The 23,424-nt window shown below is 40.0% G+C and carries 26 protein-coding genes and 1 tRNA gene; 3 read left to right on the top strand and 24 right to left on the bottom strand.

Features of this window, described 5'->3' with window-relative positions:
• Positions 1–104: 104 nt before the first annotated feature.
• A tRNA-Arg gene (locus V7108_RS16560) sits at positions 105–176 on the bottom strand.
• Between the two features lie 200 nt (positions 177–376).
• Between V7108_RS16560 and clpP the strand changes: the two genes are divergently transcribed.
• The gene (gene clpP, locus V7108_RS16555) at positions 377–982 is read left to right on the top strand and encodes an ATP-dependent Clp endopeptidase proteolytic subunit ClpP (RefSeq protein WP_335512511.1); all 606 of its coding nucleotides are present in this window, start codon (positions 377–379) and stop codon (positions 980–982) included.
• A gap of 583 nt (positions 983–1,565) precedes the next feature.
• Here the strand turns inward: clpP and V7108_RS16550 are convergent.
• From V7108_RS16550 to hprK, 20 genes are all read right to left on the bottom strand, one after another.
• Positions 1,566–1,823, bottom strand: coding sequence for an HPr family phosphocarrier protein (locus V7108_RS16550; RefSeq protein ID WP_335512509.1), 258 nt, complete (start codon positions 1,821–1,823; stop codon positions 1,566–1,568).
• A gap of 24 nt (positions 1,824–1,847) precedes the next feature.
• The gene (gene whiA / locus V7108_RS16545; protein WP_335512506.1) at positions 1,848–2,798 is read right to left on the bottom strand and encodes a DNA-binding protein WhiA; all 951 of its coding nucleotides are present in this window, start codon (positions 2,796–2,798) and stop codon (positions 1,848–1,850) included.
• A 29-nt stretch (positions 2,799–2,827) separates the two neighbouring features.
• Positions 2,828–3,811 (bottom strand): gluconeogenesis factor YvcK family protein, encoded by a 984-nt coding sequence (locus V7108_RS16540; protein WP_335512505.1) that lies wholly within the window; start codon positions 3,809–3,811, stop codon positions 2,828–2,830.
• Complete coding sequence (rapZ, locus tag V7108_RS16535; RefSeq protein WP_335512503.1) at positions 3,808–4,701, bottom strand: RNase adapter RapZ; 894 nt, start codon at positions 4,699–4,701, stop codon at positions 3,808–3,810. Before rapZ ends, V7108_RS16540 begins: the two co-directional genes overlap by 4 nt.
• Positions 4,702–4,714: 13 nt before the next feature.
• Positions 4,715–5,173, bottom strand: a complete 459-nt coding sequence (locus V7108_RS16530; RefSeq protein WP_335568884.1) for an NUDIX hydrolase — start codon at positions 5,171–5,173, stop codon at positions 4,715–4,717.
• 267 nt (positions 5,174–5,440) lie between these two features.
• Positions 5,441–6,391 (bottom strand): thioredoxin-disulfide reductase, encoded by a 951-nt coding sequence (trxB, locus tag V7108_RS16525; RefSeq protein WP_335568891.1) that lies wholly within the window; start codon positions 6,389–6,391, stop codon positions 5,441–5,443.
• A 346-nt stretch (positions 6,392–6,737) separates the two neighbouring features.
• Positions 6,738–8,252: a tetratricopeptide repeat protein gene (locus V7108_RS16520; RefSeq protein ID WP_335568883.1), complete on the bottom strand. Its 1,515-nt coding sequence runs from the start codon at positions 8,250–8,252 to the stop codon at positions 6,738–6,740.
• Between the two features lie 183 nt (positions 8,253–8,435).
• Positions 8,436–9,047, bottom strand: coding sequence for a bifunctional phosphoribosyl-AMP cyclohydrolase/phosphoribosyl-ATP diphosphatase HisIE (hisIE, locus tag V7108_RS16515; RefSeq protein ID WP_335568882.1), 612 nt, complete (start codon positions 9,045–9,047; stop codon positions 8,436–8,438).
• On the bottom strand, positions 9,044–9,805 hold the full coding sequence (hisF, locus tag V7108_RS16510) for an imidazole glycerol phosphate synthase subunit HisF (protein ID WP_335568881.1): 762 nt from the start codon (positions 9,803–9,805) through the stop codon (positions 9,044–9,046). Before hisF ends, hisIE begins: the two co-directional genes overlap by 4 nt.
• Positions 9,802–10,530 carry a 1-(5-phosphoribosyl)-5-[(5-phosphoribosylamino)methylideneamino]imidazole-4-carboxamide isomerase gene (gene hisA, locus V7108_RS16505; RefSeq protein WP_335568880.1) on the bottom strand — a complete coding sequence of 243 codons (729 nt, stop codon included), beginning with the start codon at positions 10,528–10,530 and terminating at the stop codon, positions 9,802–9,804. Before hisA ends, hisF begins: the two co-directional genes overlap by 4 nt.
• Positions 10,527–11,153 carry an imidazole glycerol phosphate synthase subunit HisH gene (gene hisH, locus V7108_RS16500; RefSeq protein WP_335568879.1) on the bottom strand — a complete coding sequence of 209 codons (627 nt, stop codon included), beginning with the start codon at positions 11,151–11,153 and terminating at the stop codon, positions 10,527–10,529. The genes hisA and hisH overlap by 4 nt, the downstream gene beginning before the upstream one ends.
• A complete protein-coding gene (hisB, locus tag V7108_RS16495) occupies positions 11,154–11,741 on the bottom strand; it encodes an imidazoleglycerol-phosphate dehydratase HisB (RefSeq protein ID WP_335516389.1) in 588 nt (195 codons plus the stop codon).
• Between the two features lie 213 nt (positions 11,742–11,954).
• The gene (gene hisD / locus V7108_RS16490) at positions 11,955–13,226 is read right to left on the bottom strand and encodes a histidinol dehydrogenase (protein WP_335568878.1); all 1,272 of its coding nucleotides are present in this window, start codon (positions 13,224–13,226) and stop codon (positions 11,955–11,957) included.
• A 1-nt stretch (position 13,227) separates the two neighbouring features.
• The gene (gene hisG / locus V7108_RS16485; RefSeq protein ID WP_335516395.1) at positions 13,228–13,866 is read right to left on the bottom strand and encodes an ATP phosphoribosyltransferase; all 639 of its coding nucleotides are present in this window, start codon (positions 13,864–13,866) and stop codon (positions 13,228–13,230) included.
• Positions 13,863–15,032: an ATP phosphoribosyltransferase regulatory subunit gene (locus V7108_RS16480; RefSeq protein ID WP_335568877.1), complete on the bottom strand. Its 1,170-nt coding sequence runs from the start codon at positions 15,030–15,032 to the stop codon at positions 13,863–13,865. Before V7108_RS16480 ends, hisG begins: the two co-directional genes overlap by 4 nt.
• Positions 15,033–15,183: 151 nt before the next feature.
• Positions 15,184–15,711: an acyltransferase gene (locus V7108_RS16475; RefSeq protein WP_335568876.1), complete on the bottom strand. Its 528-nt coding sequence runs from the start codon at positions 15,709–15,711 to the stop codon at positions 15,184–15,186.
• Between the two features lie 2 nt (positions 15,712–15,713).
• Positions 15,714–16,361 (bottom strand): pyrophosphatase PpaX, encoded by a 648-nt coding sequence (gene ppaX, locus V7108_RS16470; protein WP_335516404.1) that lies wholly within the window; start codon positions 16,359–16,361, stop codon positions 15,714–15,716.
• A complete protein-coding gene (locus tag V7108_RS16465) occupies positions 16,351–17,304 on the bottom strand; it encodes a nucleoside recognition domain-containing protein (RefSeq protein ID WP_335516406.1) in 954 nt (317 codons plus the stop codon). The genes ppaX and V7108_RS16465 overlap by 11 nt, the downstream gene beginning before the upstream one ends.
• 206 nt (positions 17,305–17,510) lie before the next feature.
• Entirely contained in the window at positions 17,511–18,341 is an 831-nt protein-coding gene (gene lgt / locus V7108_RS16460; protein WP_335516410.1) for a prolipoprotein diacylglyceryl transferase, read from the bottom strand.
• Positions 18,342–18,522: 181 nt separating this feature from the next.
• The gene (gene hprK / locus V7108_RS16455; RefSeq protein ID WP_335516413.1) at positions 18,523–19,455 is read right to left on the bottom strand and encodes an HPr(Ser) kinase/phosphatase; all 933 of its coding nucleotides are present in this window, start codon (positions 19,453–19,455) and stop codon (positions 18,523–18,525) included.
• Between the two features lie 369 nt (positions 19,456–19,824).
• Between hprK and nagB the strand changes: the two genes are divergently transcribed.
• Together nagB and V7108_RS16445 are read left to right on the top strand one after the other, a co-directional pair.
• Positions 19,825–20,550: a glucosamine-6-phosphate deaminase gene (gene nagB / locus V7108_RS16450; protein ID WP_335516416.1), complete on the top strand. Its 726-nt coding sequence runs from the start codon at positions 19,825–19,827 to the stop codon at positions 20,548–20,550.
• Between the two features lie 24 nt (positions 20,551–20,574).
• Positions 20,575–21,297 (top strand): GntR family transcriptional regulator, encoded by a 723-nt coding sequence (locus V7108_RS16445; RefSeq protein ID WP_335568875.1) that lies wholly within the window; start codon positions 20,575–20,577, stop codon positions 21,295–21,297.
• Positions 21,298–21,364: 67 nt separating this feature from the next.
• On the opposite strand, the gene V7108_RS16440 is transcribed toward V7108_RS16445, so the two are convergent.
• The 3 genes from V7108_RS16440 to V7108_RS16430 form a co-directional block, all read right to left on the bottom strand.
• Positions 21,365–21,724 (bottom strand): phage holin family protein, encoded by a 360-nt coding sequence (locus V7108_RS16440; protein ID WP_335516420.1) that lies wholly within the window; start codon positions 21,722–21,724, stop codon positions 21,365–21,367.
• A gap of 15 nt (positions 21,725–21,739) precedes the next feature.
• On the bottom strand, positions 21,740–22,855 hold the full coding sequence (locus V7108_RS16435; protein WP_335568874.1) for a DUF4097 family beta strand repeat-containing protein: 1,116 nt from the start codon (positions 22,853–22,855) through the stop codon (positions 21,740–21,742).
• Positions 22,856–23,080: 225 nt separating this feature from the next.
• Positions 23,081–23,398 carry a DUF4870 domain-containing protein gene (locus V7108_RS16430; protein WP_335516426.1) on the bottom strand — a complete coding sequence of 106 codons (318 nt, stop codon included), beginning with the start codon at positions 23,396–23,398 and terminating at the stop codon, positions 23,081–23,083.
• Positions 23,399–23,424: the final 26 nt, after the last annotated feature.

Below are 23,424 nucleotides of genomic sequence, written 5' to 3'. Positions count from 1 at the left end.
AGTAAAAACAGAAAAAGGTGAAATTGAGCACACTCAATTTCACCTTTTTCACTATTTGAAGCTAGTTATGTCCCAGCCTCTTTTTTAATTAACAAAGTTTATGACGCGCTCGGAGGGAATCGAACCCCCATTTTAAGAACCGGAATCTTACGTGCTATCCGTTGCACCACGAGCGCATATGTGCGACTTATATATTATATGCCATTTAAAGAAATTTTGCAAGACAGATTAGGGTTAAAATTGTCTTTCAGTGGTTATGCTGTAGTAGTGAAAGTTGTCGAACATTTTAAAGACGAATTGTTTGACCTTAATTGACCATCAGTGTATGATTACAATACATAAGTAAATATTTTTCATACTTAAAGGAGGAAGAAAAATGAATTTGATTCCTACAGTTATTGAACAAACAAACCGTGGTGAAAGAGCATACGATATTTATTCTCGTCTGTTAAAAGACCGTATTATTATGCTTGGCAGTGGTATTGACGATCATGTTGCGAACAGCATTGTCGCACAATTACTTTTCCTTGAAGCTGAAAACCCTGAGAAGGATATATCCATTTATATTAACAGCCCTGGCGGAAGTATTACTGCTGGTATGGCAATTTATGACACAATGCAGTTCATTAAGCCGGATGTACAAACGATTTGTATCGGTATGGCTGCATCAATGGGTGCCTTCCTACTTGCAGCAGGAACAAAAGGCAAGCGCTATGCGTTACCAAATGCAGAAGTAATGATCCACCAGCCACTAGGCGGTGCACAAGGTCAAGCGACTGAAATTGAAATAGCTGCTAAACGTATTTTATTCCTTCGTGAAAAATTAAACGGTATCTTAGCCGATCGTACTGGTCAGCCTTTAGAGGTCATCCAAAAGGATACAGACCGCGATAACTTTATGACTGCTGAAAGAGCAAAAGAATACGGTCTTGTTGACCATATTATCACTAGAAGCATTACAGAAGAAAAGAAAGATAAGTAAAAGTGGAGCAGCCGTTGGTTTATGACGGCTGTTTTTTTGTGCCTATTGCCTGAGGTGGAGTGACCGGACTGTTGCTTGGATAAGTTCTCGGGCATTGCAGAGCTGCTCGAGTGACCCAAACTCATTTAGTGAATCTCTTTAGGTCACTATGAACCTTCATAGTTCCCCAGATCCATCCAAGCTTTACATCTCGGTAACTATGAACACTCATAGTTACCCAGACCCATCCAAATTTTATATCTCGGTCACTATGAACCCCCCATAGTTACCCAGATCCATCCAAACTTTACATCTCGGTCACTATGAACCCCCTCATAGTAACCCAGATCCATCCAAACTTTACATCTCGGTAACTATGAACCCCTCATAGTTACCCAGACCCATCCAAATTTTATTTCTTGGTTACTATGAACCCCCCATAGTTACACAGATCCATCTAAATTTTATATCTCGGTCACTATGACCCCCCCATAGTTACACAGATTCATCCAAATTTACATCTCGGGCACTATGAACCACATAGTTCCCCTACCCATATATAGGAAAAGAGTTTGACCAATTTTAGGTCAAACTCTTTCAAGGTTTATTGTTCATTCTGAACAAAAAGAGATAATGCTTCAACTGCTTTTTCTTCATCATCGCCTTCAGCGACAATATTTACAGCCACGCCTGAACCAACAGCTAAACTCATAAGCCCCATAATGCTTTTTGCATTTACCTTTTTACCATCTTTCTCTAAAAAGATATCAGATGAAAATCTGTTTGCTTCCTGCACAAATAATGCTGCTGGTCGTGCTTGAAGACCTGTTTTCAATTTTACTTCTACTTGTTTCTCTACCATTTTTAAATCCTCCTCGTTTGTTCTCTAATTTCTTGAAGCCATTTCGCCTAAGCGTAACTTATCAGCGATTTCATCTATCTTTCTTAACCGATGATTAATTCCTGATTTACTAATTGTACCTCCGCTAACCATTTCTCCTAATTCTTTAAGAGTTACATCCGTATAATGGAGCCGGAGTTCTGCTATTTCTCTTAACTTTTCAGGTAAAATATGCAATCCAACCGTATTGTTAATATATCGTATATTCTCAACTTGACGAATGGACGCACCAATGGTCTTATTTAAGTTCGCAGTTTCACAATTAACGAGCCTATTAACTGAATTTCTCATATCCCGTACAATCCGTATATCTTCAAAGCGAAGAAGAGCATTGACTGCACCAATGATATTTAAACACTCAGTAATTTTTTCTGCTTCTTTTAAGTAAGTAATATAACCTTTTTTTCGCTCAAGCGTTTTACTATTAAGACCAAATTTATTCATTAATTCGCACAAGGAATCGTTATGTTCCTTATATAGCGAAGCAATTTCCAAATGATAAGAAGAAGTCTCCGGATTATTAACGGAACCGCCAGCAAGAAATGCACCGCGTAAATAAGAACGTTTACAGCATTTCTTTTTTACTAGATCATCGGATATATCATGGATGAAGGTAAATCCTTCACCAAGGATCCTCATATCCTCTAGTATTTCCTTCGCACGCTGTGATAGACGGACAATGTAGACATTGTTCTTTTTTAAACGCATTTTTTTCCGAACCAATAGTTCTACAGGTACATCATAGCTCTTTTTTATTAATGTATAAATCCTTCTAGCAATCGCAGCATTTTCGGTCTGAATATCAACAATTAACTTACGGTTAGAAAAGGACATAGACCCATTCATTCGTATGAGGGCAGAAAGCTCTGCTTGAATACAACATGGCTTTATTTCCAAATTCGTTAATTCTTTTTTCGTTTCCGAAGCGAAAGACATCCCTTCACCCCCTTTTATCCCAAATAGTATTACGCTTCATAACGCCTTTTGGTTTCACTTATAAGGATATTATACAATATTTTTGCAACCTTTTTTGGATCGTGTCTAAGGGCCCCGTTTTCCTGTATGGCTATATCTGCGTGAACCACCTCTAGACCAAGTTCCATAATGGTGTTCAAATCATAATAAACAGGATTTGCAAGTTCTTCATTGTACCGGAGCTGAATATCCTCAGGAATTTCTTTGTTGTTAACCAGAATTGTATCCATAAAGGCACATGCCATATGATCATAAATAGCCTTCACATGGTCACTAGCTGTAAATCCGTGTGTTTCTCCTGCCTGTGTCATTAAATTGCAAATATACACCTTTTTAGCATGCGAACGGCAGACTTCTTCTCCTAATCTTGGTACAAGTAAGTTAGGTAAAATACTTGTATACAAACTCCCCGGACCTAAAATGATTAAATCCGCCTGTCTTATGGCCTGTATTGATTCCGGCAGCGGCGTGATCACTTCTGGTGTTAAAAAAACTTTTTTTATTTTCTTTCCGGAATAAGGAATTTTAGATTCACCGGATACGACTGTCCCATCCTCCATTTCTGCATGAAGGACAACACTTTGGTTGGCTGCAGGCAGAACCTTCCCTCGCACATTTAATACCTTACTCATTTCTTGAATAGCATGAACAAAGTTCCCTGTTATCGATGTCATGGCCGCCAAAATCAAGTTCCCCAGCGAATGACCGGATAATTCATTGGAGGTTTTAAAACGATGTTGAAACATTTCTTCTACTAAGGGTTCAACATCGGATAAAGCAGCTAACACATTACGGATATCTCCTGGAGGCGGAATTTGCAGGTCATCACGGAGTCTTCCTGAACTGCCGCCATCATCCGCAACTGTAACAATAGCGGTAATATCGACTGGATATTGTTTTAACCCCCGCAATAAAACCGGCAATCCTGTTCCACCGCCAATGATGACGATTCTCGGCTGTCCCAACTCTCTCATGTGGTCTGGTCCTTTCTCCTCTCAATGTCACGGTGTGAAACTAAGGTCTTGTAATCATTACTAAAGAATTTAGCAAGATATTCTGCAAGAGTTACGGACCGATGCTGACCGCCCGTACACCCTATGGCGATAACCAGCTGGGCTTTTCCTTCCCGCTTATAATGCGGAAGCATAAAGCTAAGCAAATCTGTAACTTTTTCTAGGAATTTATGCGTTTCATTCCATTTCAACACATAACTAGAAACCTCTTCATCTAATCCTGTTTTCGGCCTCATATGATCAATATAATGGGGATTCGGCAAGAAACGTACATCAAATACAAGATCAGCATCAATTGGAATTCCATGCTTAAATCCAAAAGACATGACATTGACAGTAAAAATTGATTTTTTATTTGTTGTAAACTCAGTAATAATCTTTTCTCGTAATTCACGCGGTTTCATTTGCGAAGTGTTATAAATAAGCTGGGCTCTCCCCTTTAACTCATCAAGCAGCTCTCTCTCCAATTTGATACCTTCTAACGGCAAACCAGATTGTGCCAGTGGATGAAATCTTCGAGTTTCTTTATATCTTCGCACTAAAGTAGCGTCATCTGCATCTAAGAACAGAATTTGCGGAGTAACCCATGAGGTTTCTGCGAGTTCATCGAGTGCTTTAAACAAATGGTCAAAGAACTCTCTTCCCCTTAAATCCATTACTAATGCTACTTTATTCATTTTATTCCCAGATTCCTTCATAAGTTCGAGAAATTTTGGAAGCAATGTTGGAGGCAAATTATCTACGCAGAAAAATCCCAGATCTTCTAAACTTTGGATGGCAACTGTTTTTCCAGCACCAGACATCCCTGTAATAATGACCATTTGAGTTTCACTGGCTGAACCTGTACTCATCGTTTATTCCTCCTCAACTAGGGTCTAACCGATAACTAATAAGTTGAAAATCTTTTGTATAGGTAAATGTACCGTAAATGATCCCTTTTCCATGAATCATATAATCAATAATATGATAATCTCCCGCCGCCATTGGCAGATTTTTCACCTGATCGAGCGGCTGCCATTCAAGCTTACCCTCTTCAGATTCATCTAATCCCATTCCATCAGAGTCTGTTGCAAAAAAGGTAAACATCATCCATTCAGATAAGACTTGATCATTTTCTTTGATAATGAATGTAAAAATGCCCTTCAATTTTGGGTTTTTCAAATAGATTCCGGTTTCTTCCCGGTACTCCCGTATGCAGGAGTCTCGAACAGATTCACCAGGCTCCATTTTTCCTCCTGGCGCTACCCACCATCCACGGCGCGGTTTCTTTAACATTAACACTTGATTATCTCTAATTAATACACAATTGGTGACTCGCTGCACAACATTCACCCTCTATATAACAAGCTAAATAACGTATATTTATTTTATTCATTATACTCCTTTTGGTAAGCGGTCACAATGAAATCAATCATGTTAAAAATTTGTAAAAAAATTTTTGTAAAAAAAATAGCACAGGCTCCCTGAGCCTGTGCACCAAGTGAATATTTTAAAGGGGGTCAATTCTTAATTTTTATTCTACCTTATTATTATTTCACCACTGTTACAGAAGAGTTAAAAGAGGATTACGTTTATGAAAATTTTGTAAATTTATTGTCTTATTTTTAGTTCCTCTTTTATTTCTTCTACATAGTGTTGTGCACTTTGTGCTGCGATACTGCCATCACCTGTTGCAGTAACAATTTGTCTTAATGTTTTCTCACGAATATCACCAGCGGCAAAAATACCTTTTACTTTTGTTTCCATCCGCTCATTCGTTTCAATATAGCCATTTTCATTGGTGATTCCGAGGTCGGCAAATGGTTTAGAAAGTGGAATCATCCCAATATAAATAAATACGCCATCAGCTGGAAGTTCTTGTTCCTCTCCATTTTGTGTTGAAACAAGTGTTACGCTGCCAACTTTTCCATCCTTATCGTTAATGGACTTAATGGTATGATTCCAAATAAAATCAATTTTTTCATTCGCAAAAGCACGGTCTTGGAGTATTTTTTGGGCACGAAGCTCATCACGTCGGTGCACAATTGTTACTTTAGAAGCGAAGCGTGTTAAATAAACACCTTCTTCAACTGCCGAATCCCCACCGCCAATAACATATAATTCTTTTTGTTTAAAAAATGCCCCGTCACATACCGCACAATACGATACACCGCGTCCGCTAAGTTCCTTTTCGCCTGGTACCCCTACCTTCTTATATTCGGCTCCTGCCGAAATAATAACAGAATAGGCTTTATATTTTTTTGATCCTGCAACGACCGTTTTTACATCTCCATTGTCGATGATTTCTTTGATATCACCATACGCATATTCGGCACCGAATTTTTTCGCATGTTCAAACATTTTTGTCGACAAATCCGGGCCTAGGATACTTTCAAATCCAGGATAGTTTTCAACATCCTCCGTGTTCGCCATTTGACCGCCAGGCATCCCGCGTTCAATCATAAGTGTTGAAAGATTGGCACGAGAAGTATAAACAGCAGCTGTCATCCCTGCTGGACCAGCACCTGCAATAATTACATCATAAATTTTTTCCTCAGACATCAGGATCAATCCTCCATTTAAAGCGGAAGCGCCTTGGTCAGGGACGAGAGGCATAAGACGAGCTGGCATAAAGGTTGCTCCCTTTAACCTACTTGACGGATTGTCAGAAATGTGGAGGCGACTGCCCTGGGACGAAGGAATAAGACGAACCATGCAAGAAGGCGTTTTTTGCCTTCTTCATGAGGTGGCTTATTCCTCGAGTCCCAAGGAGCCGCAACTAGACAAGCTTATGACCCCGATCCCCTCGGCGCTGCAGCTAGATATAATATATAAAAAATACGATTAAGTATAGTATTCCCTACTTAATCGTATAAAACAATTGTATTGAAGTCCATTTATCTGCTTATTAATCGGCGAAAAGCGGAGCTGGACACATATAATCATTTAGCAGCTTCACATATTTTCCTATGGTTGCTGGTGATATATCATAAGTGGTCGCAACTTCTTGTTGGGAAACTTTTTCATTGCTTTCCTTATACCAGACATATTCTATTGCCCCAGCCCACGCATGTCTGTTATTCAAGTTCATCCCTGTTTTTGAAATTTCAACAAAAACAGAAAACCACTTAAGGAATAAACCTGACTCGACCGTTTCAAAGGGGTTATGATTTTTATAAAGTAACTCAGCAATTTCCTGCGCAGCTTTTAACTCAGAGGGTGTTCCGGTCTTTAGGTACGAAGCATAATTCTTTTCTATTGTCGTGAGCTTTTGATTTTCATAAAAACGCTCAGAAATTAAAATTTCTCCTGCTTTTCCTGTAATAGAAGCCAAGAATATTGCAAATAAACGCTCCTCAATAAAATCACTTTCTAATTTTTGATAAATTGAACCAGAGTAATCTTCAAATTCACTATTAATAGGTCTTTTTAAAACCCATGGTTCCATACCCTTTTTATCAGGGGAATGCTCAAGTGCAATTTTCCATATCGTTTCTGCAAATTCAACATAGCCTGAATAATACGCTGAATATGCGAGCCAATAATAGAATGGACCGTCACCATCAAAACGAATATTATATAATTTTTTCAACCAGTAGTACGCTGCTTGATATTCACCAACCATGGCAAAGGTTGCCCCTAATTTATATTGATGTTCAATTAGAATCGGCTGGATTTTCTTTAAGGATTCCGTTAACTGGGCAACTACCTTCTTTTTACCTTGATAATGAGCAAATACCATTCGATTACACAAAGCATGAAGATTCCCTGGATTTCTATCTAAAACATCATCGAGTATCGATTCTGCTTTTTTTGTTTTACCTAAATAAAAATAAGCGAGAGCTAAATTGTTATAAGCTGACCAATATTCTGGATATTCTTCCACAACATCCTTTAACAACTCTATAGCTTTCGGAAAATATCCTGATTCTAATAATTCACGAGCCTGCTCCTGCTTCAGGATAAGATCGTCCTGTTCATAAGGAGGCTCTTCTAAACCATCCGTTTCTAACATAAGAATCTCTAGAAGTTCTTCTGTATCTTCTCTGAAATCACCATTTGGTTCCAACGTCAGATACATATTCGCATGGTGATAAGCATCTTTGAAGAAACCCATATGGGCATAATTATTGGCTAAAAAATAATGACATTCACTCATATCTTGATCAAGTTCATTAAGTACTATATGCAAAAGTCGATTTGAATTTTCATACTCACCAAGTTCTGTTAACACAATGGCAAGCTGACAGGTTATCATTGGTTCACCAGGCTCCAGCTGCATCGCCCGTTGAAGATACTTTTTTGCCTTTTTGAAATCTCGGCGATGGTATACCTTGATACCTTTTGTGAAATAATATTCCCCAGTCGGAACAAACGACAGGATCTTTCCCTTTTGGCTTCTTGCCTTCTTGTCTTTTATCATGGGGACCTCCATCTAAAAAATACTAACTTATGTAGTATAACACAACTGCAGCCGGTCCGAGAAGAAATCCACCACAATTCACACTATGGATAAATCATGCAAAAAAACGCTGCATAAACAGCGTTTTTTGAATAAATGGTGACAGGCACCAGGGTGATTTCACCATTGGTGAAATCACCAGCATCATCTCTTATGTCTTTCTTCTAATGTCTGCAGTACTTCTTTGAATGGCAGTCCTTGTTCGACTAGTAGTACTTGCAGGTGGTATAGAAGGTCGGCGGCTTCCCATTTTAGTTCTTCTTTGTCGCGGTTTTTGGCTGCGATGATGACTTCGGAAGCTTCCTCACCGACTTTTTTCAAAATTTTATCGACGCCTTTTTCGAATAAATAGGTGGTATAGGCCCCTTCTGGACGGTCTTTTTCTCGCTCGGTAATAAGCTTTTCTAGTGTTTGTAAGATTTGATAGTCTGCCAGACTATTGCTTCTTTCGGTAATGCCTTCTGAGAAACAGCTTACCGCTCCTGTATGGCAAGCCGGACCTTTTGGCTGTACGAGCACAAGCACCGCATCCTGATCACAATCGTATTTCACACTCACGACTGTCTGCGTGTTGCCGCTGGTAGCTCCTTTGTGCCATAATTCTTGTCGGGAGCGGCTGAAAAACCATGTTTCTCCCGTTTCAAGTGTTTTGGTTAGAGACTCCTGATTCATATAAGCTAATGTTAATACTTCTTTCGTTTCGGCATCCTGAACAATCGCAGGTACTAGGCCTTTTTCATCAAAACGAATATTCATCGGACACTCACTCCCTTCTCATGCAAATAGCTTTTTACCTCATGTACAGATGTTTCTTTATAATGAAAAATAGAGGCAGCCAGCGCTGCATCTGCTTTTCCGTTTACAAATGCCTCTTCAAAGTGGCCGGCGTTTCCAGCACCGCCTGAAGCTATAACCGGAATGGTCACAGCTTCACTTACCGCTTTTGTCAACTCCAGGTCAAAGCCATTTTTCTCGCCATCACTATCCATACTTGTTAGTAAAATTTCACCAGCACCCAGCTCTGCCGCTTCTTTTGCCCATTCAATTACAGTCCGCTCTGTTGGCGTCCGGCCGCCATGTGTATAAACACGCCAGGTTCCGAGCTCTTCATCATACTTTGCGTCAATGGCAACGACAATGCATTGTGTTCCAAAGAAGTCTGCTCCCTCAGAAATTACCGCAGGATTCAAAACGGCTGCCGTATTTAATGATACCTTATCCGCACCCGCACGGAGAATACGTTTCATATCCTCTAATGAATTGATCCCGCCTCCGACTGTAAAGGGAATGGCAAGCTCCGAGGCAACAGCTTTCACGACTTCAACCATTGTTTTTCGTCCTTCAACAGATGCAGATATATCAAGGAAAACAAGTTCATCTGCTCCCTGTTCATCATAAAATCTGGCTAATTCAACCGGATCTCCGGCATCCCGAAGCTGCACAAATTGAATCCCCTTGACCACTCTTCCTTCTTTTACATCCAAACATGGAATGATTCGTTTGGTCAACGTCATTTTTTCACCTCACCGATTGCTAGAGCTTCCTTCAACGTAAAGCGATTCTCATATAGGGCTTTCCCCACAATTGCCCCTTTAACACCCTCAGCATTAAGAGCCTGCAAATCTGCTAAACTGCTTACTCCGCCTGAGGCAATGACATTCTTCCCTGTTACTTCAGCCATTTCACATACAGCTGAAATATTAGGACCAGAAAGTGTACCATCCGTTGCAATATCGGTAAAAATAAACGTCTCTGCACCAGCGTCCGCAAATCGTTTACTTAATTCAACTGCTTTCACTTCGGAAGTGGTAATCCAGCCATGAGTTGCCACATAGCCATTTTTCGCATCAATTCCTACGACAATTTGTTTGCCGTATTTCTGAATCATTTCAATCGCAAACTTTGGATTAGAAACAGCAATACTGCCAATGATCACTCGCGTAACGCCATTTTCCAAATAATGAAGGATATCTTCTTCAGAACGAATCCCCCCGCCTATCTGGACTTTTACCGGCAGCTGTTTGGCTGCTTCAATCACAAAAGAATCATTAACCCTTTTTCCATCCTTTGCCCCATCAAGGTCAACCATATGAATCCATTCCGCACCATTTGCAGCAAAAGTTTTTGCCATATCAAAAGGAGAATCACCATATATGGTTTCCTTATCATAATCACCTTGAAGAAGGCGTACGCAATTCCCGCCGCGCATATCAATGGCTGGATATATTGTGATAGTCATCGTAACGCCTTCCTTTCTTCCACTAATTTTAGAAAATTATTTAGCAGTGCCATCCCCAGCTTACTGCTTTTTTCAGGGTGAAATTGCATTCCAAAAATATTATCCTTGCCGACAACAGCAGAAACCTCTTCATGGTAATCTGCCTTTGCCAATAATACTTCAGAGTTTTCCGCACTTACATAATAAGAATGAACAAAATATACATAGTCTTCATCTAATCCTTCCAATAATGGCGAAGACTGGACAAATTCAAGTTTATTCCAACCCATATGAGGAACTTTATATATTTCCCCATCTGCTGTCTTTCCCGGAAAACGGCGAACCTTGCCAGGTAATAAACCGAGACCTTTCGTCAAACCATTTTCGTCGCTATCCTCGAACAAAAGCTGCATGCCAAGGCAAATGCCAAGCAGCGGTTTCCCGCTTGCTGCAAACTCCTTAATGGTGTCTGCTTGCAATACTTCCATCGCATCCCGGAAAGAGCCAACCCCTGGAAGCAGCAAGGCCTCGGCGCTTAACAACTCTTCCCGGTCGCCTGAAATAAAATAATCAGCATTCAACCTCTCTAATGCTTTACTAACGCTAAAGAGATTGCCCATACCATAATCGACAATACCAATCATTTATAACATCCCTTTCGTTGACGGAACTCCTTTTATGCGTGGGTCTATGGTTGTCGCCTCGTCAAGCGCGCGACCGAGAGCTTTGAAAACAGCCTCAATCATGTGATGGGTATTATGTCCATAATGGACAATGACATGAAGATTCATGCGTGCCTCTAGGGCAAGTTTCCATAAAAACTCATGGACAAGCTCCGTATCAAAGGTACCTACCTTAGCATTTGGAAACTCAGCTCTCATTTCAAGATGCGGGCGATTACTAAGGTCAACCACAACCTGTGCTAATGCTTCATCCATTGGAACAAAGGCATTTCCATAGCGTTTAATCCCTCTTTTATCGCCAAGGGCCTCGCGCAATGCCTGTCCTAAAACAATTCCGATATCTTCTGTGGTATGATGATCATCTATCTCAATATCCCCTTTTGCGTCGACAGTGAGGTTAAATTGTCCATGTTTCGCGAATAAATCGAGCATATGGCTCATGAATGGAACTCCAGTTTCAAGTTCAGATTTTCCTTCGCCGTCAATATCAAGTGATAAACTAATTTGCGTTTCATTTGTTTTTCGTTCAATGCTTGCATATCTTTCCATGAAAGGGCCCCCTAGCAAATAATTATTGATGGCTCTTTTCTTAAACTTTGTTGTGTTTTATAACGAAAATTAATGATTGTGCTGTGTTTTCGCAGAAAACAGTAAAAATTTTATAAGAAAAGAGCTTGCAAACTGAATTCAAAGCCGCGAAATAGCTATTGCCACGTTAAAATCGGCTTTAAGATTTTAACAATAATCGTTGCGAAAACAGCCTTATTGATTCTTAAGCCGTAATTCTACTGCACGCGCATGGGCTTCAAGACCCTCCATACGGGCAAATTTTGCAATTTTTTCCCCATTATCCTTTAAAGCTTTTTCACTATATATAATCACACTTGATTTTTTTTGAAAATCGTCCACATTTAGCGGGCTAGAAAACCGAGCCGTACCATTGGTTGGCAGTACATGGTTGGGTCCGGCAAAATAGTCACCCACAGGCTCAGAACTATAACGCCCGATAAAAATGGCACCTGCATGGCGAATCTTCCCAAGCAGCTCAACCCCATTTTCAGTTAAGATTTCTAGGTGCTCTGGAGCCAGCTGGTTCACCGTTTCAACTGCTTCCTCTATGGATGAAGTCACATAGATTACACCATAATCAGCGATGGACTTTGAAGCGATATCCCTGCGAGGCAATTCTGCTAATTGTCTCTCTACTTCTGCAGCCACTTCTTCAGCCAATTGCTGCGATGGAGTAACAAGGACACTGCAGGCACGCGGATCGTGTTCTGCCTGTGATAATAAATCAGCTGCAATCTCATCGGCCCGTGCACTTTCATCGGCAATGATCGCGATTTCACTCGGTCCTGCAATCATATCAATATCAACATCTCCGAAAACCTCTCGCTTTGCCAAAGCTACGAAGATATTACCTGGACCGGTAATCTTATCAACAGAAGCGATGGACTCGGTCCCATATGCCAATGCAGCAATGGCTTGAGCTCCGCCAACTTTATAGATTTCTTCTACTCCAGCTTCCTTAGCCGCAACTAGAACGGCTGCAGGCAGTTTCCCATCAGAGTCAGGAGGTGAAACCATCACAATTCTTTTAACTCCAGCTACTTTCGCCGGAATCACATTCATAAGCACAGAGGAAGGATACGCTGCAGTTCCGCCTGGCACATAAACCCCTACTGAATCCAGCGGTGTGATTTTTTGACCAAGAATACTTCCATTTTCTTCTGTTGTCATCCAAGAAGGACGCAATTGTTTTTCATGGAAGCTTCTAATATTAGCTGCAGCCTCTTGAACAATGGAAATAAACTCGGAATCAACTTTCTCATAGGCTTCATCTATTTCCTTTTCCTTTACAAGGAAGGTTTCAACCATTACGCGATCGAATTTTTCTGTGTATTCGCGTAATGCCTTATCACCATGGCTGCGAATGTCTGAAATAATATTTTTAACTACCGCTAATTGCTCGGTTGTTCCGGATTCAATTGAACGTTTAATAGAGATAAGATCATTCACTCTAACAATTTTCATGTTATTTTTCCTCCAACGAGACAACACCGCTTAACCTTTTTACTAATTCATTGATTCGTTCGTCTTTAATTCTGTAGCTAACCGGGTTGACGATCAGCCTTGATGTCACATCTTTAATTCTTTCATATTCCACAAGTCCATTTTCGACTAAGGTTCTTCCCGTTGATACAATATCAACAATCCTGTCCGCTAATCCAATCAATGGTGCAAGCTCGATGGAGCCATTTAATTTGATAATTTCAACTTGTTCGCCCTGTTCGCGAAAATAAGCTGCGGCAACATTCGGGTATTTGGTTGCTACTTTAGGTGCGACGTCATTCATCGGTGTCCCTGGAAGTCCGGCTACGGCCAAATAACAGGCACTGATTTGTAAATCAAGGAGTTCGTATACATCTCGTTCTTCTTCAAGTAATACATCCTTGCCAGCAATCCCGACATCCGCAACACCATGCTCGACATATGTAGCCACATCCATTGGTTTTGCCAGGATAAAACGCATATTTTCTGCTTCGACATCAATAATTAATTTTCGTGAATCATCGAATTCGGGCGGAAGTTTGTAGCCTGCATGACGCAGTAATACTAAAGCCTCTTCAAAAATCCTGCCTTTTGGCATCGCAATCGTTAGTCTTGAATTCATTGGTTAGCACCTCCGATTAAAAAGGTGGTATTGGCAAATTTCTTCGTAAAGGCATCAAGATTTTTAACACCATTAATATCCTGCAGGACAACCTTTTTCCCTTCAGCCTTCAGTGTTTCTGCCAATTGAAAGGCTTCTTTTCTTCTTTCCTGACTGAAAAAAATACATTCTACTGTTGTGAGAACGTCTTGTGAGCCCAGCGCCTCTAAAAGTCTATCCAATCGAACTGCAAAACCAGTGGCACTCGCATCTTTTCCGAATTTTTCAATCAAGCCATAGCGTCCGCCATTTCCGATTGGAAAACCTACATTTCCAGCGTACGCTTCAAATAAGATTCCTGAGTAATAACTCATATGGCTCATAATCGTAAAATCAAATTTCACATATTCCTCAAGCCCGTAGTCGCTAATTACTTCCCACAATTCCTTAAGCTGAATAAGGGATTGTTTACCATAGCCATCCTCGATGATATCAAGTGCTTTGCCAATGATCTCTTCACCGCCTCTTAATTCTAGAAGCTGAAGCAGCCGCTGTTTATCAATGGAAGATAGAGAATAAGAGTTTACTTGCTCACGGTAACCAACATAATTTTTTTCATATAAAAACCGTCTCAGGGCAGTTGCCCGTCCATTGGTTCCTAGAATTTGTATAAATAATTCCTGTGCAAAACCGATATGACCAACAGAAACTTGAAATTGACTCAACCCGGCTTTTTGTAACGAAGATACGAGCAATGCGATTACCTCGCCATCACTTGAAACGGTATCATCGTTAATATACTCCACACCGATTTGCTCGAACTCTGCAGGTCTGCCGCCTTCCCGCTGTTGTGCGCGGTATACATTACCGGAATACGCCAATCGCAGTGGAGTATCATTATCCAAAAGCCTTGCAGCTGCTACCCTGGCAATCGGTGCAGTCATATCCGGACGAAGGACGAGAGTATGCCCATCCTTATCAAGTAATTTGAACAGCTCTGCGTCTAAGATGGCAGATGCGGTTCCAACGGTTTCATAATATTCCAGTGTAGGTGTATCAATAAATTGATATCCCCACTGTTTGATTGACTCTTCCATCAAGGTCCTGACATGGTGCTTTTTTTCATATAACTCTGGAAGCGTATCTCTCATGCCTAAAGGCTTTTCAAACATAAATAAACGGCTCATCCAAATCATCCTTTATTTTCAGAATCCTTTAGTTCGCTAATGTACTAATAAATTAAAGTTTACCTGTTTGTGGAATATTCGTCAATCGAAATATCATTTATTATGTAAAAAAGAGCCCGGTTCTAAAAACCAGGCTGCCATTCAATTTTTCTTATTTGCTATAAATCGGATCTTCAGCCCAGCGTTTATCCATTTCTTCTTTTGTATAGATAACCCGCATGGGATTGCCTCCGACAAAGGCTCCAGGTGGTACGTCTTTATGAACAAGCGTTCCAGCAGAGACAATGGCCCCATCACCAATCGTTACCCCCGGAAGGATGGTAGAATTGGCACCAATCATCACTTCACTCCCGATATCCACTGGACCGAGTCGATATTCTTTTATTAAATATTCATGGGCTAGAATGGTTGTGTTGTAACCAATAACTGTGTTTCGTCCTACGCTGATTTTCTCAGGGAACATCACATCCAACATCACCATCAAGGCAAAGGATGTCTGCTCGCCGACCTTTAGTCCTAAGAAAGTCCTGTAAAGCCAATTTTTCACTCCGAGAAATGGGGTATAACGGGCAAGTTGAATAACCATGAAGTTTTTGACAACTTTCCAGAAAGGTACGGTTTTGTATACATGCCATAAGGAATTGGCTCCTTCGACAGGGTAACGGGTTGTCCTTCTCATCCTTACCTCTCTCCGAGAATCGCTAAGAGGTCTTCCATGTTCTCCAACATGTAATCTGGTTCATATTTTGCTAAGTAATCCCTGCCCTTGATAGTCCAAGCAACACCAGCCGTTTTTGTCCCTGCATTTTTACCAGCAAGCACATCGTGATAATTATCTCCTACCATCATGGCTTCATCAGGTTTTGAATCTAACTGTTCAAGCGCTAAGTAAATAGGTTCCGGGTCAGGCTTTACCTTTTTGACATGGTCGTAAGCAATAATAACATCGAAATATTTATCAAGTCCCATTAAGTGGATGCCTTTAAGCGCAACATCGTGACGCTTGGTGGTAACAATACCTAGTTTGTAGCCTTTCTCCTTTAAAATCTCGAGAGTTTCAACAACCCCAGCAAATTCCTTGACCATCACATCATGGTTTGCGATATTGTATGCCCGATATTCTAGTACCATTTCCTCCACGCGTTCAGGATCCATGTTCCCAAAAACCTCATGAAGGGTTGGACCTAAGAATGGCAGAACGTCCTCTCGTTTAAACTTACTTGGGTAGTACTTTTCAAGTGTGTGTAAATAGGTTGAAATTATTAACTCATTTGTATCAATCAACGTTCCATCTAAATCGAATAAAATTGTATTTATATTACTTTTCATAATTTGGTTCTGCTCCTTTTCTACCTAGGTTACCTGAACGTCTCCAGAAGAATCCGACTATCAGAGTTAAAGCAATGGCGACACCCAGACGAATCAAAAAGAGCGGCCAGACCGGTATTCCAAGCGGAATAAAGATAAGCGTATCTTCTATTACTGCATGGCAGGACATGAGAAAAATAAAGGCAAGAGTTAAATCCTTTTTACTGACTCCATCTTCCTCCACAGCCTGAATCACTACTCCTGCACCATAGGCCAGTCCAAATAATAATCCTGCTGCCATAGTAGTAGAAGTATTTTCATTCATTCCTAAACTCCTCGTAACAGGGGACATTCCCTGTGAAAACTTCTTTAACCATTGCAGATCCTTTAAAATTTGAATCACAATCATCAGCGGGATGACAATCAACGCTAACTGCAGGATTCCTAGTCCGGCTTTTTCAAGCGCTGAAAGGATTATGGATCCTATTCCGGATACTTGCTCATCACTTTTTGCTTGAATCAGGCCATATTGCGCAGTTTCGCCGCCTCCTTGCCAAACAAGATTAATGACGATTGCAGATACAAACGCAAGTCCCAGCCGCGTAACCAGGACAAGCCAAAGCTTAATACCAACTTTCATGGCTACGCTCGATTCAACAATTAAATTATGAGAAAATGAGAGCATAACCGCTAAAATAAAAACTTCTTTTACTGTAAGGTCGAGTGTTAAAATGGCTCCAATGGCCGCATAAAGATTGAGAAAATTCCCTATCACGAGTGGAATTGCTGCGTCTCCTGATAAGCCAATCAGGTTCATCATGGGTGCAATTTTCTCAATGATCCAAGGCAAGACGGGAGTATACTGGAGCACAGCCACAATCAGGGTTACTGGAAAAATAACTTTACCTAAGGTCCAAGTTGTTTTTATCCCCACCTGCAAGCCCTTTTTTATTGAGTTAATCATTTCTCCAATTTCTCCTTTAAAGCTCTTTTCTTTACTTTGTTGCTTTTTGGAACCAAATTTTATGATTGCGCAAAAATCCGTAGAAAACAGCAAAAATTTAATAAGAAAAGAGCCTGCAAACTTAATTCAAAAGCTCAAAATAGATATTTTTACGTTAAAATCGGCTTTAAGATTTTAACAACAATCTTTACGAAAACAGCCTTTTATTAGTGCGTAAGTGCTTGATTGTTTTTGTCTAAGTATCGATCTTTTGCTAGATTCTTTTTCCTGCGGTAAGCCAGAATAATAACAGCACCAATAATCAAAACGATAGAAATCGTTTGTGCCATCCGAAGGCCGCCAATCATTAAACTATCCGTTCGTAAACCTTCTATAAAGAATCGCCCTACAGAGTACCAAATTACATACGACAGGAATAGCTCCCCACGGCGCAGGTTCACACGGCGCAGTAAAATTAACAGAATAAACCCAACGATATTCCAGATTGATTCATATAGGAAAGTTGGATGATAGTAGGCACCATTTATATACATTTGATTAATGATGAACTCAGGCAGCTGCATGTTTTCAAGGAACGACCTTGTGACTTCGCCGCCGTGAGCTTCCTGATTCATGAAATTCCCCCAGCGTCCGATAGCTTGACCTAAAATTATACTTGGTGCTGCAATATCAGCAATCTTCCAGAATGAGATAGCTCGTTTTTTAGCAAAAACATATGCAGTAACGACGGAACCAATTAAGGCCCCATGGATGGCAATACCGCCATTCCAAATTTGAATGATCTGTTCTGGGTGCTCAGCATAATAGCCCCACTCAAAGATAACATAATATAATCGTGCTGAAAGGATCGCAATCGGGATTGCCCAAAGCATTAAATCGGCAAATGTATCCTTCGGCAGCCCTCTCTTATCCCCTTCCCTAATCGCTAGAAATAACGCCAGCGCTAAACCGGAACCAATAATCAGCCCGTACCAATGGACTTGAACAGGTCCTAATGCAAAAGCAACTGGATCCAGAGGTTGTATCGATGAATTCATACCATTTCTCCCTTCTCCTCTTTTTTAAGGGCTCTTATCTTAACCATTGCTGCTTTTATGAACAATACTTATTAAGAAAAGAGCCTGCAAACAATATTCTTATGGGTAAAACAACTATTTCCACGTTAAAATCGGCTTTAAAGTTTTAAAAACAATCTATCCGAAAACAGCCTTTATTTATTTAATCCTCGTGGTCTCCATCTTCAATGACATCCGATAGGCGTTCAGTAAATTGCTGTGCTGCATTCACACCCATTCGTTTTAGACGGTAATTCATGGCTGCTACTTCAATGATGACGGCCAGGTTTCGTCCAGGACGAACTGGAACGGTAATTTTTGTAACTTCAGTATCAATGATTTTCATTTTTTCTTCATCTAGTCCTAGGCGGTCATATTGCTTCGCAGCATCCCAAATCTCTAGGTTAATCACCATAGTAATTCGTTTATTACTGCGAACAGCTCCAGCTCCAAAAAGGGTCATGACATTAATAATGCCTAGCCCGCGAATTTCTAATAAATGCTCGATTAAATCTGGTGAGGTTCCAACAAGTGTGTCCTCGTCTTCCTGACGAATTTCCACACAATCATCCGCTACAAGCCGATGTCCACGTTTAACTAATTCCAACGCCGTTTCACTTTTACCCACACCACTTTTTCCCGTTATTAAGACACCAATCCCATAAATATCCACCAATACTCCATGGACAGCCGTAGTTGGAGCTAACCTGCTTTCTAAAAAGTTTGTGAGCCTGCTTGAAAAACGCGTTGTTTTCATATTCGTACGCAGCACTGGGACAGATTCACGTTCTGCAGCTTCAATTAGCTCTTCCGGCACATCTAATCCTCTTGTAATAATAATCGCAGGAGTGATATCGGTGCATAACCGTTCCATTCTGGACACACGTTCATGGTCAGACAATTCCGCAAAGAAGGACAGCTCTGTTTTACCTAATAATTGGATTCGTTCAGCTGGATAATATTCAAAGTATCCTGCCAATTCAATTCCTGGTCTTGAAATATCACTCATAGTAATCGGACGATTTATTCCTTCTTCACCGCTAATAAGTTCTAGATGAAATCTCTCGTAAATATCTTTTGTACGTACCTTTGGCAAATGATTTCCTCCTTATTCGAAAAGCGGAAGCGCTTGGGCGCTGCTGCTAGACAGTAATCAATGTTTATTTTATTTCAATTTCCTCTTATTTTAGCACTATTTATATTTCATACCAACATGGAAGTTATTCGAATACTACATTCCTCATTTATTGGTAAAATAAATAAGAAGACAATCCACAGCTGGTATAGACAACTAAACCACTAGAGATTATAATAAACGCATGTGTACTTATTTTATGGTGATCAAGTTTTGCCTTTCTATTAGGAAAAGAATCTGATTTTTCGATTTTTATTGGGGACATCAAGTCCATCAAGTTTAATTGACATTTTGCCGTGAGGAAACGGCATTTAAAAAGGGGTAATGAAGTTGAAACTAATACGTACAGAAGATTATACAGAAATGAGCTTAGAAGCAGGAAAAATAATTGTAGAAAAAATCCGCTCTAATCCTGCTATAACGTTAGGGATGGCTACAGGAAGCACCCCAAAAGGTACTTATGATTATTTAATCCATGACCATAAGTCAAATGGCACCTCCTATAGAGAGGTCAAAACGGTTAATTTAGATGAATATATTGGCCTCCCTGCTGAAGATTCTAATAGCTATCATTATTTTATGAGAGAAAATTTATTCCAACATCTTGAAATAAGCGAAGATCTTACTCATATTCCAAACGGAACAGCTCCTGACTTGAAGCTAGAATGTCAGCGATACGAACAACTGATTAAGGATCTAGGCGGAGTCGACCTCCAAATACTCGGTATTGGTCAGAACGGGCATATTGGTTTTAATGAACCAGGAACTCCCTTCTCCAGCCGGACACATATCGTCACTCTTGCACAAGATACAAGGGAGGCCAATTCAAGATTTTTTAACTCCATTAACGAAGTGCCAACACATGCAATAACCATGGGGATCGCTACCATACTCGAAAGTAAGGAAATTCTTCTCCTCATTTCAGGAGAAAATAAAGCAGAAGCACTTTTAAAGTTCATGAACGGAGAAATAAGCGAAGATTTCCCAGCGTCTGCCTTAAAAAATCATCATCAAGTCACTGTGATTGCAGATAGGGCCGCATGTAAATTTATCTAGCGTTCTGGGCAAGGAGTTTTCAGGATGATTAATAAAAATTCACCCATTCCAATCTATCACCAACTAGAAGAAATCATTAAACAACAAATCAATAATGGTTCACTAGAGGAAGAAGCACTCATTCCCTCCGAGCGGGAATATGCACAAACGTTTCACATAAGCCGCATGACTGTAAGACAGGCAATCAATAATTTGGTTTCCGAAGGTTATTTAAAGAGGCAAAAAGGCAGAGGAACGTTTGTTAATAAGAAAAAGGTGGAACAAGAGCTTCTAGGAATGACGAGTTTTACGGAGGACATGCTTTCGAGGGGAATGCAGTCAAGCAGTAACCTTTTATCCTTTCAAATCATCCCTGCTGTCAACAAAGTAGCCCAAAAGCTAAGGATAAATGAAAATTCTGCTGTATATAAAATCAAGCGGATTCGTTTAGCGGACGGTACTCCATTGGCACTTGAAACTGCCTATATTCCAATTGAAATCGTTCCCGGATTAACAGAAGAGAATAGCAACCTCTCCCTCTACCAATACATTGAGGAGAATCTCTTACTTTCTATTAGTGAAGCTACCCAGGAAATAGAAGCGTCGATTGCAGATCGTCATGTCTCAGAAGGATTGGCGATTCAGGAAGGTGACCCTATCCTTTTAATCGAACGTATTTCTTATTTAGCCAATGGAACACCTTTTGAATTGGTTAAATCCACTTTTCGTGCCGACCGCTATCGCTTTATTCATACCATGAAACGATAAAAAAAAGAAGCAATTAGCCCTCCCGCCAATTGCTTCTTTTTTTAGGCTCCTTTTCTTAGAACAGCCTTTATTTTTCTTTTGATGATTTAAGTATCGTTTTATCTAAAACCAGAGTTATGATTGACATAATGATGGCAGCAAGTAACGCCATCCCAAAACCTGAAATCTCAAAGGCATCACCCATTAAATAATCGGTGATTTCAAGCGTTATCGCATTAATGACAAACAGAAAAAAACCTAATGTTAAAATGGTGGCAGGTAAAGTTAGAATAACGAGAATTGGCCGCACAATGATATTTATAATTGATAATAAGAAGCTTGCTCCTAGTGCAGCGGCAAAGCCATCAAGCACGAAGCTTTCAGAAAAATAGCCTGCAATTGCCATAAACAGAACTGCATTTATTAATATCCCAATCAACCATTTCATTTATCAAATCTCCTATTAACTGCTTGCCTCTGCCGATTTATGAAGCGTAATGGACCCTGTTTTCGTATCGACAAATATCTTTAACATCCGGTCTGGATGATTGACCGATTGGAAGCGAAGCATTTTTTGAATCATTTCACTCTTTTCTTCAAGAACCTGGATTCCATCAAGTTTAATATTAAAACCGCCTAGATTAGTCTTTAACTCTCCGCTGGCAGCCACTCCATCAGGAATATACAAATCAATACCGCCTGTCGTCGCTTTCGCCGAAATTAATTCACAACGGTTTCCGGTTAAATTATAGGTGGTATTCCCGTTTAATGTTTGTGTCTCAACTTTTCCAAAATCGCCATCAAGCTTAATCGCTCCGTTAATGGTTTCTACTTCAAGATTATCTATGGTGCTTGTATTTAGTGTAATATGACCATTTGCGGTTTCAACTTCGGCCTTTTTCCCATTTAATCGTGTTAGTTCAATTTTTCCATTGGCCGTTTTCATCCGTAAATCACTTATGAATAATTCTTCTCCTGAAATTGGACCATTGAATAGCCTTACACGAACCCGTTCATATTCAGCTTGAGGAACATAAACTACCGCATCCACCTTCATCCATTTCTGCTGGGTCATGAACCGCAATTTTTGCCCATCAATCGCAAATAAAACATCTTTTAAAAAGTTCTCCCGTGCCTGATCGGAGTTATCTACACGGTACACCTTTGCATTACATTCAATCCTGACATCGTTTTGATCCCAAGGTACAAGCTTAAGGGAGCCATTAGCAAGATCAATATCCATATCTCGTAAGTAAACATCGCCTTGATGGAAGATATGTGAGATTTCTACGGACTGACCGAAGTTCAAATCAAGGTCAAGGTCTTTCACTTTTTTCAATGCTGTGTCAACAAAATGAAAGATTTTTTCTTTCGCTGAATGAACTTTACTATGAGCACCCTCTTCTTTCTTTGCTTCTTCAAACTGAAAAGCTGTTGATATCTCCTTAGCAATTTGCTCCTGCTTTTGTTCCATAGTTTGCCCTGGTTTTTCAAGTTCTTCTAATAAGGTTAATGCTTCATCGACATTTAGTTTTCCTTCTTCTACCATCTTTAAAATCCTTTTTCGTTCTTCCTTCATCATCATCCACTCCAATAAAAGTATTCTTTAGGCTCTTTTCTTAAACTATGTTGCTATTTATAACGAAAATTAATGATCCTGCTGTGTCTTCACAGAAAACAGTATAAATTTAACAAGAAAAGAGCTTGCAAACTAAATTCAAAGTCGCAAAGTAACTATTTCCACGTTAATATCGGCTTTAAGATTTTAACAACAATATCTATGAAAACAGCCTTTCTATAAAATCTATTCCATCATGAAGGCTTTTACGCCTTTTATCACATTCCATATCGTGACAATCAGACTAACTAAGATTATTATTCCTGCAGTGACCAGTGTAAAAACAGGAATAGCTTCATTATTTATAGCATTCAAATCATTAAATATAGCGAATATTAGCAGTGGAACTGGTATTAGTGGAATTAAGTGAGATAAAAATGCCTTTTTAGCATGGCTTTTTGTGACATCATCTCCTGAGGCGAACATCACGACAAGCGGAAAAAGAATCCCAGCAAAAAAAATACTAAAGTAACATAAGCCAGAAAGGACCTTCCTTGTTTCCATATCCATCACTCCCCTTACCGTATATT

This window comes from Neobacillus vireti, from assembly GCF_036962345.1.
Classification (GTDB): Bacteria; Bacillota; Bacilli; order Bacillales; family Cytobacillaceae; genus Neobacillus; species Neobacillus vireti_A.
This window is presented reverse-complemented; position numbering and strand designations above follow the sequence as displayed.

Coding starts and splice junctions, on each gene's coding strand:
- clpP (WP_335512511.1), top strand. CDS start 377: ATGAATTTGATTCCTACAGTTATTGAACAAACAAACCGTGGTGAAAGA.
- V7108_RS16550 (WP_335512509.1), bottom strand. CDS start 1,823: ATGGTAGAGAAACAAGTAGAAGTAAAATTGAAAACAGGTCTTCAAGCA.
- whiA (WP_335512506.1), bottom strand. CDS start 2,798: ATGTCTTTCGCTTCGGAAACGAAAAAAGAATTAACGAATTTGGAAATA.
- V7108_RS16540 (WP_335512505.1), bottom strand. CDS start 3,811: ATGAGAGAGTTGGGACAGCCGAGAATCGTCATCATTGGCGGTGGAACA.
- rapZ (WP_335512503.1), bottom strand. CDS start 4,701: ATGAGTACAGGTTCAGCCAGTGAAACTCAAATGGTCATTATTACAGGG.
- trxB (WP_335568891.1), bottom strand. CDS start 6,391: ATGTCTGAGGAAAAAATTTATGATGTAATTATTGCAGGTGCTGGTCCA.
- V7108_RS16520 (WP_335568883.1), bottom strand. CDS start 8,252: ATGATAAAAGACAAGAAGGCAAGAAGCCAAAAGGGAAAGATCCTGTCG.
- hisIE (WP_335568882.1), bottom strand. CDS start 9,047: ATGAATATTCGTTTTGATGAAAAAGGCCTAGTACCTGCGATTGTTCAG.
- hisF (WP_335568881.1), bottom strand. CDS start 9,805: ATGACGTTGACCAAACGAATCATTCCATGTTTGGATGTAAAAGAAGGA.
- hisA (WP_335568880.1), bottom strand. CDS start 10,530: ATGACTATCACAATATATCCAGCCATTGATATGCGCGGCGGGAATTGC.
- hisH (WP_335568879.1), bottom strand. CDS start 11,153: ATGATTGGTATTGTCGATTATGGTATGGGCAATCTCTTTAGCGTTAGT.
- hisB (WP_335516389.1), bottom strand. CDS start 11,741: ATGGAAAGATATGCAAGCATTGAACGAAAAACAAATGAAACGCAAATT.
- hisD (WP_335568878.1), bottom strand. CDS start 13,226: ATGAAAATTGTTAGAGTGAATGATCTTATCTCTATTAAACGTTCAATT.
- hisG (WP_335516395.1), bottom strand. CDS start 13,866: ATGAATTCAAGACTAACGATTGCGATGCCAAAAGGCAGGATTTTTGAA.
- V7108_RS16480 (WP_335568877.1), bottom strand. CDS start 15,032: ATGAGCCGTTTATTTATGTTTGAAAAGCCTTTAGGCATGAGAGATACG.
- V7108_RS16475 (WP_335568876.1), bottom strand. CDS start 15,711: ATGAGAAGGACAACCCGTTACCCTGTCGAAGGAGCCAATTCCTTATGG.
- ppaX (WP_335516404.1), bottom strand. CDS start 16,361: ATGAAAAGTAATATAAATACAATTTTATTCGATTTAGATGGAACGTTG.
- V7108_RS16465 (WP_335516406.1), bottom strand. CDS start 17,304: ATGATTAACTCAATAAAAAAGGGCTTGCAGGTGGGGATAAAAACAACT.
- lgt (WP_335516410.1), bottom strand. CDS start 18,341: ATGAATTCATCGATACAACCTCTGGATCCAGTTGCTTTTGCATTAGGA.
- V7108_RS16445 (WP_335568875.1), top strand. CDS start 20,575: ATGATTAATAAAAATTCACCCATTCCAATCTATCACCAACTAGAAGAA.
- V7108_RS16440 (WP_335516420.1), bottom strand. CDS start 21,724: ATGAAATGGTTGATTGGGATATTAATAAATGCAGTTCTGTTTATGGCA.
- V7108_RS16435 (WP_335568874.1), bottom strand. CDS start 22,855: ATGAAGGAAGAACGAAAAAGGATTTTAAAGATGGTAGAAGAAGGAAAA.
- V7108_RS16430 (WP_335516426.1), bottom strand. CDS start 23,398: ATGGAAACAAGGAAGGTCCTTTCTGGCTTATGTTACTTTAGTATTTTT.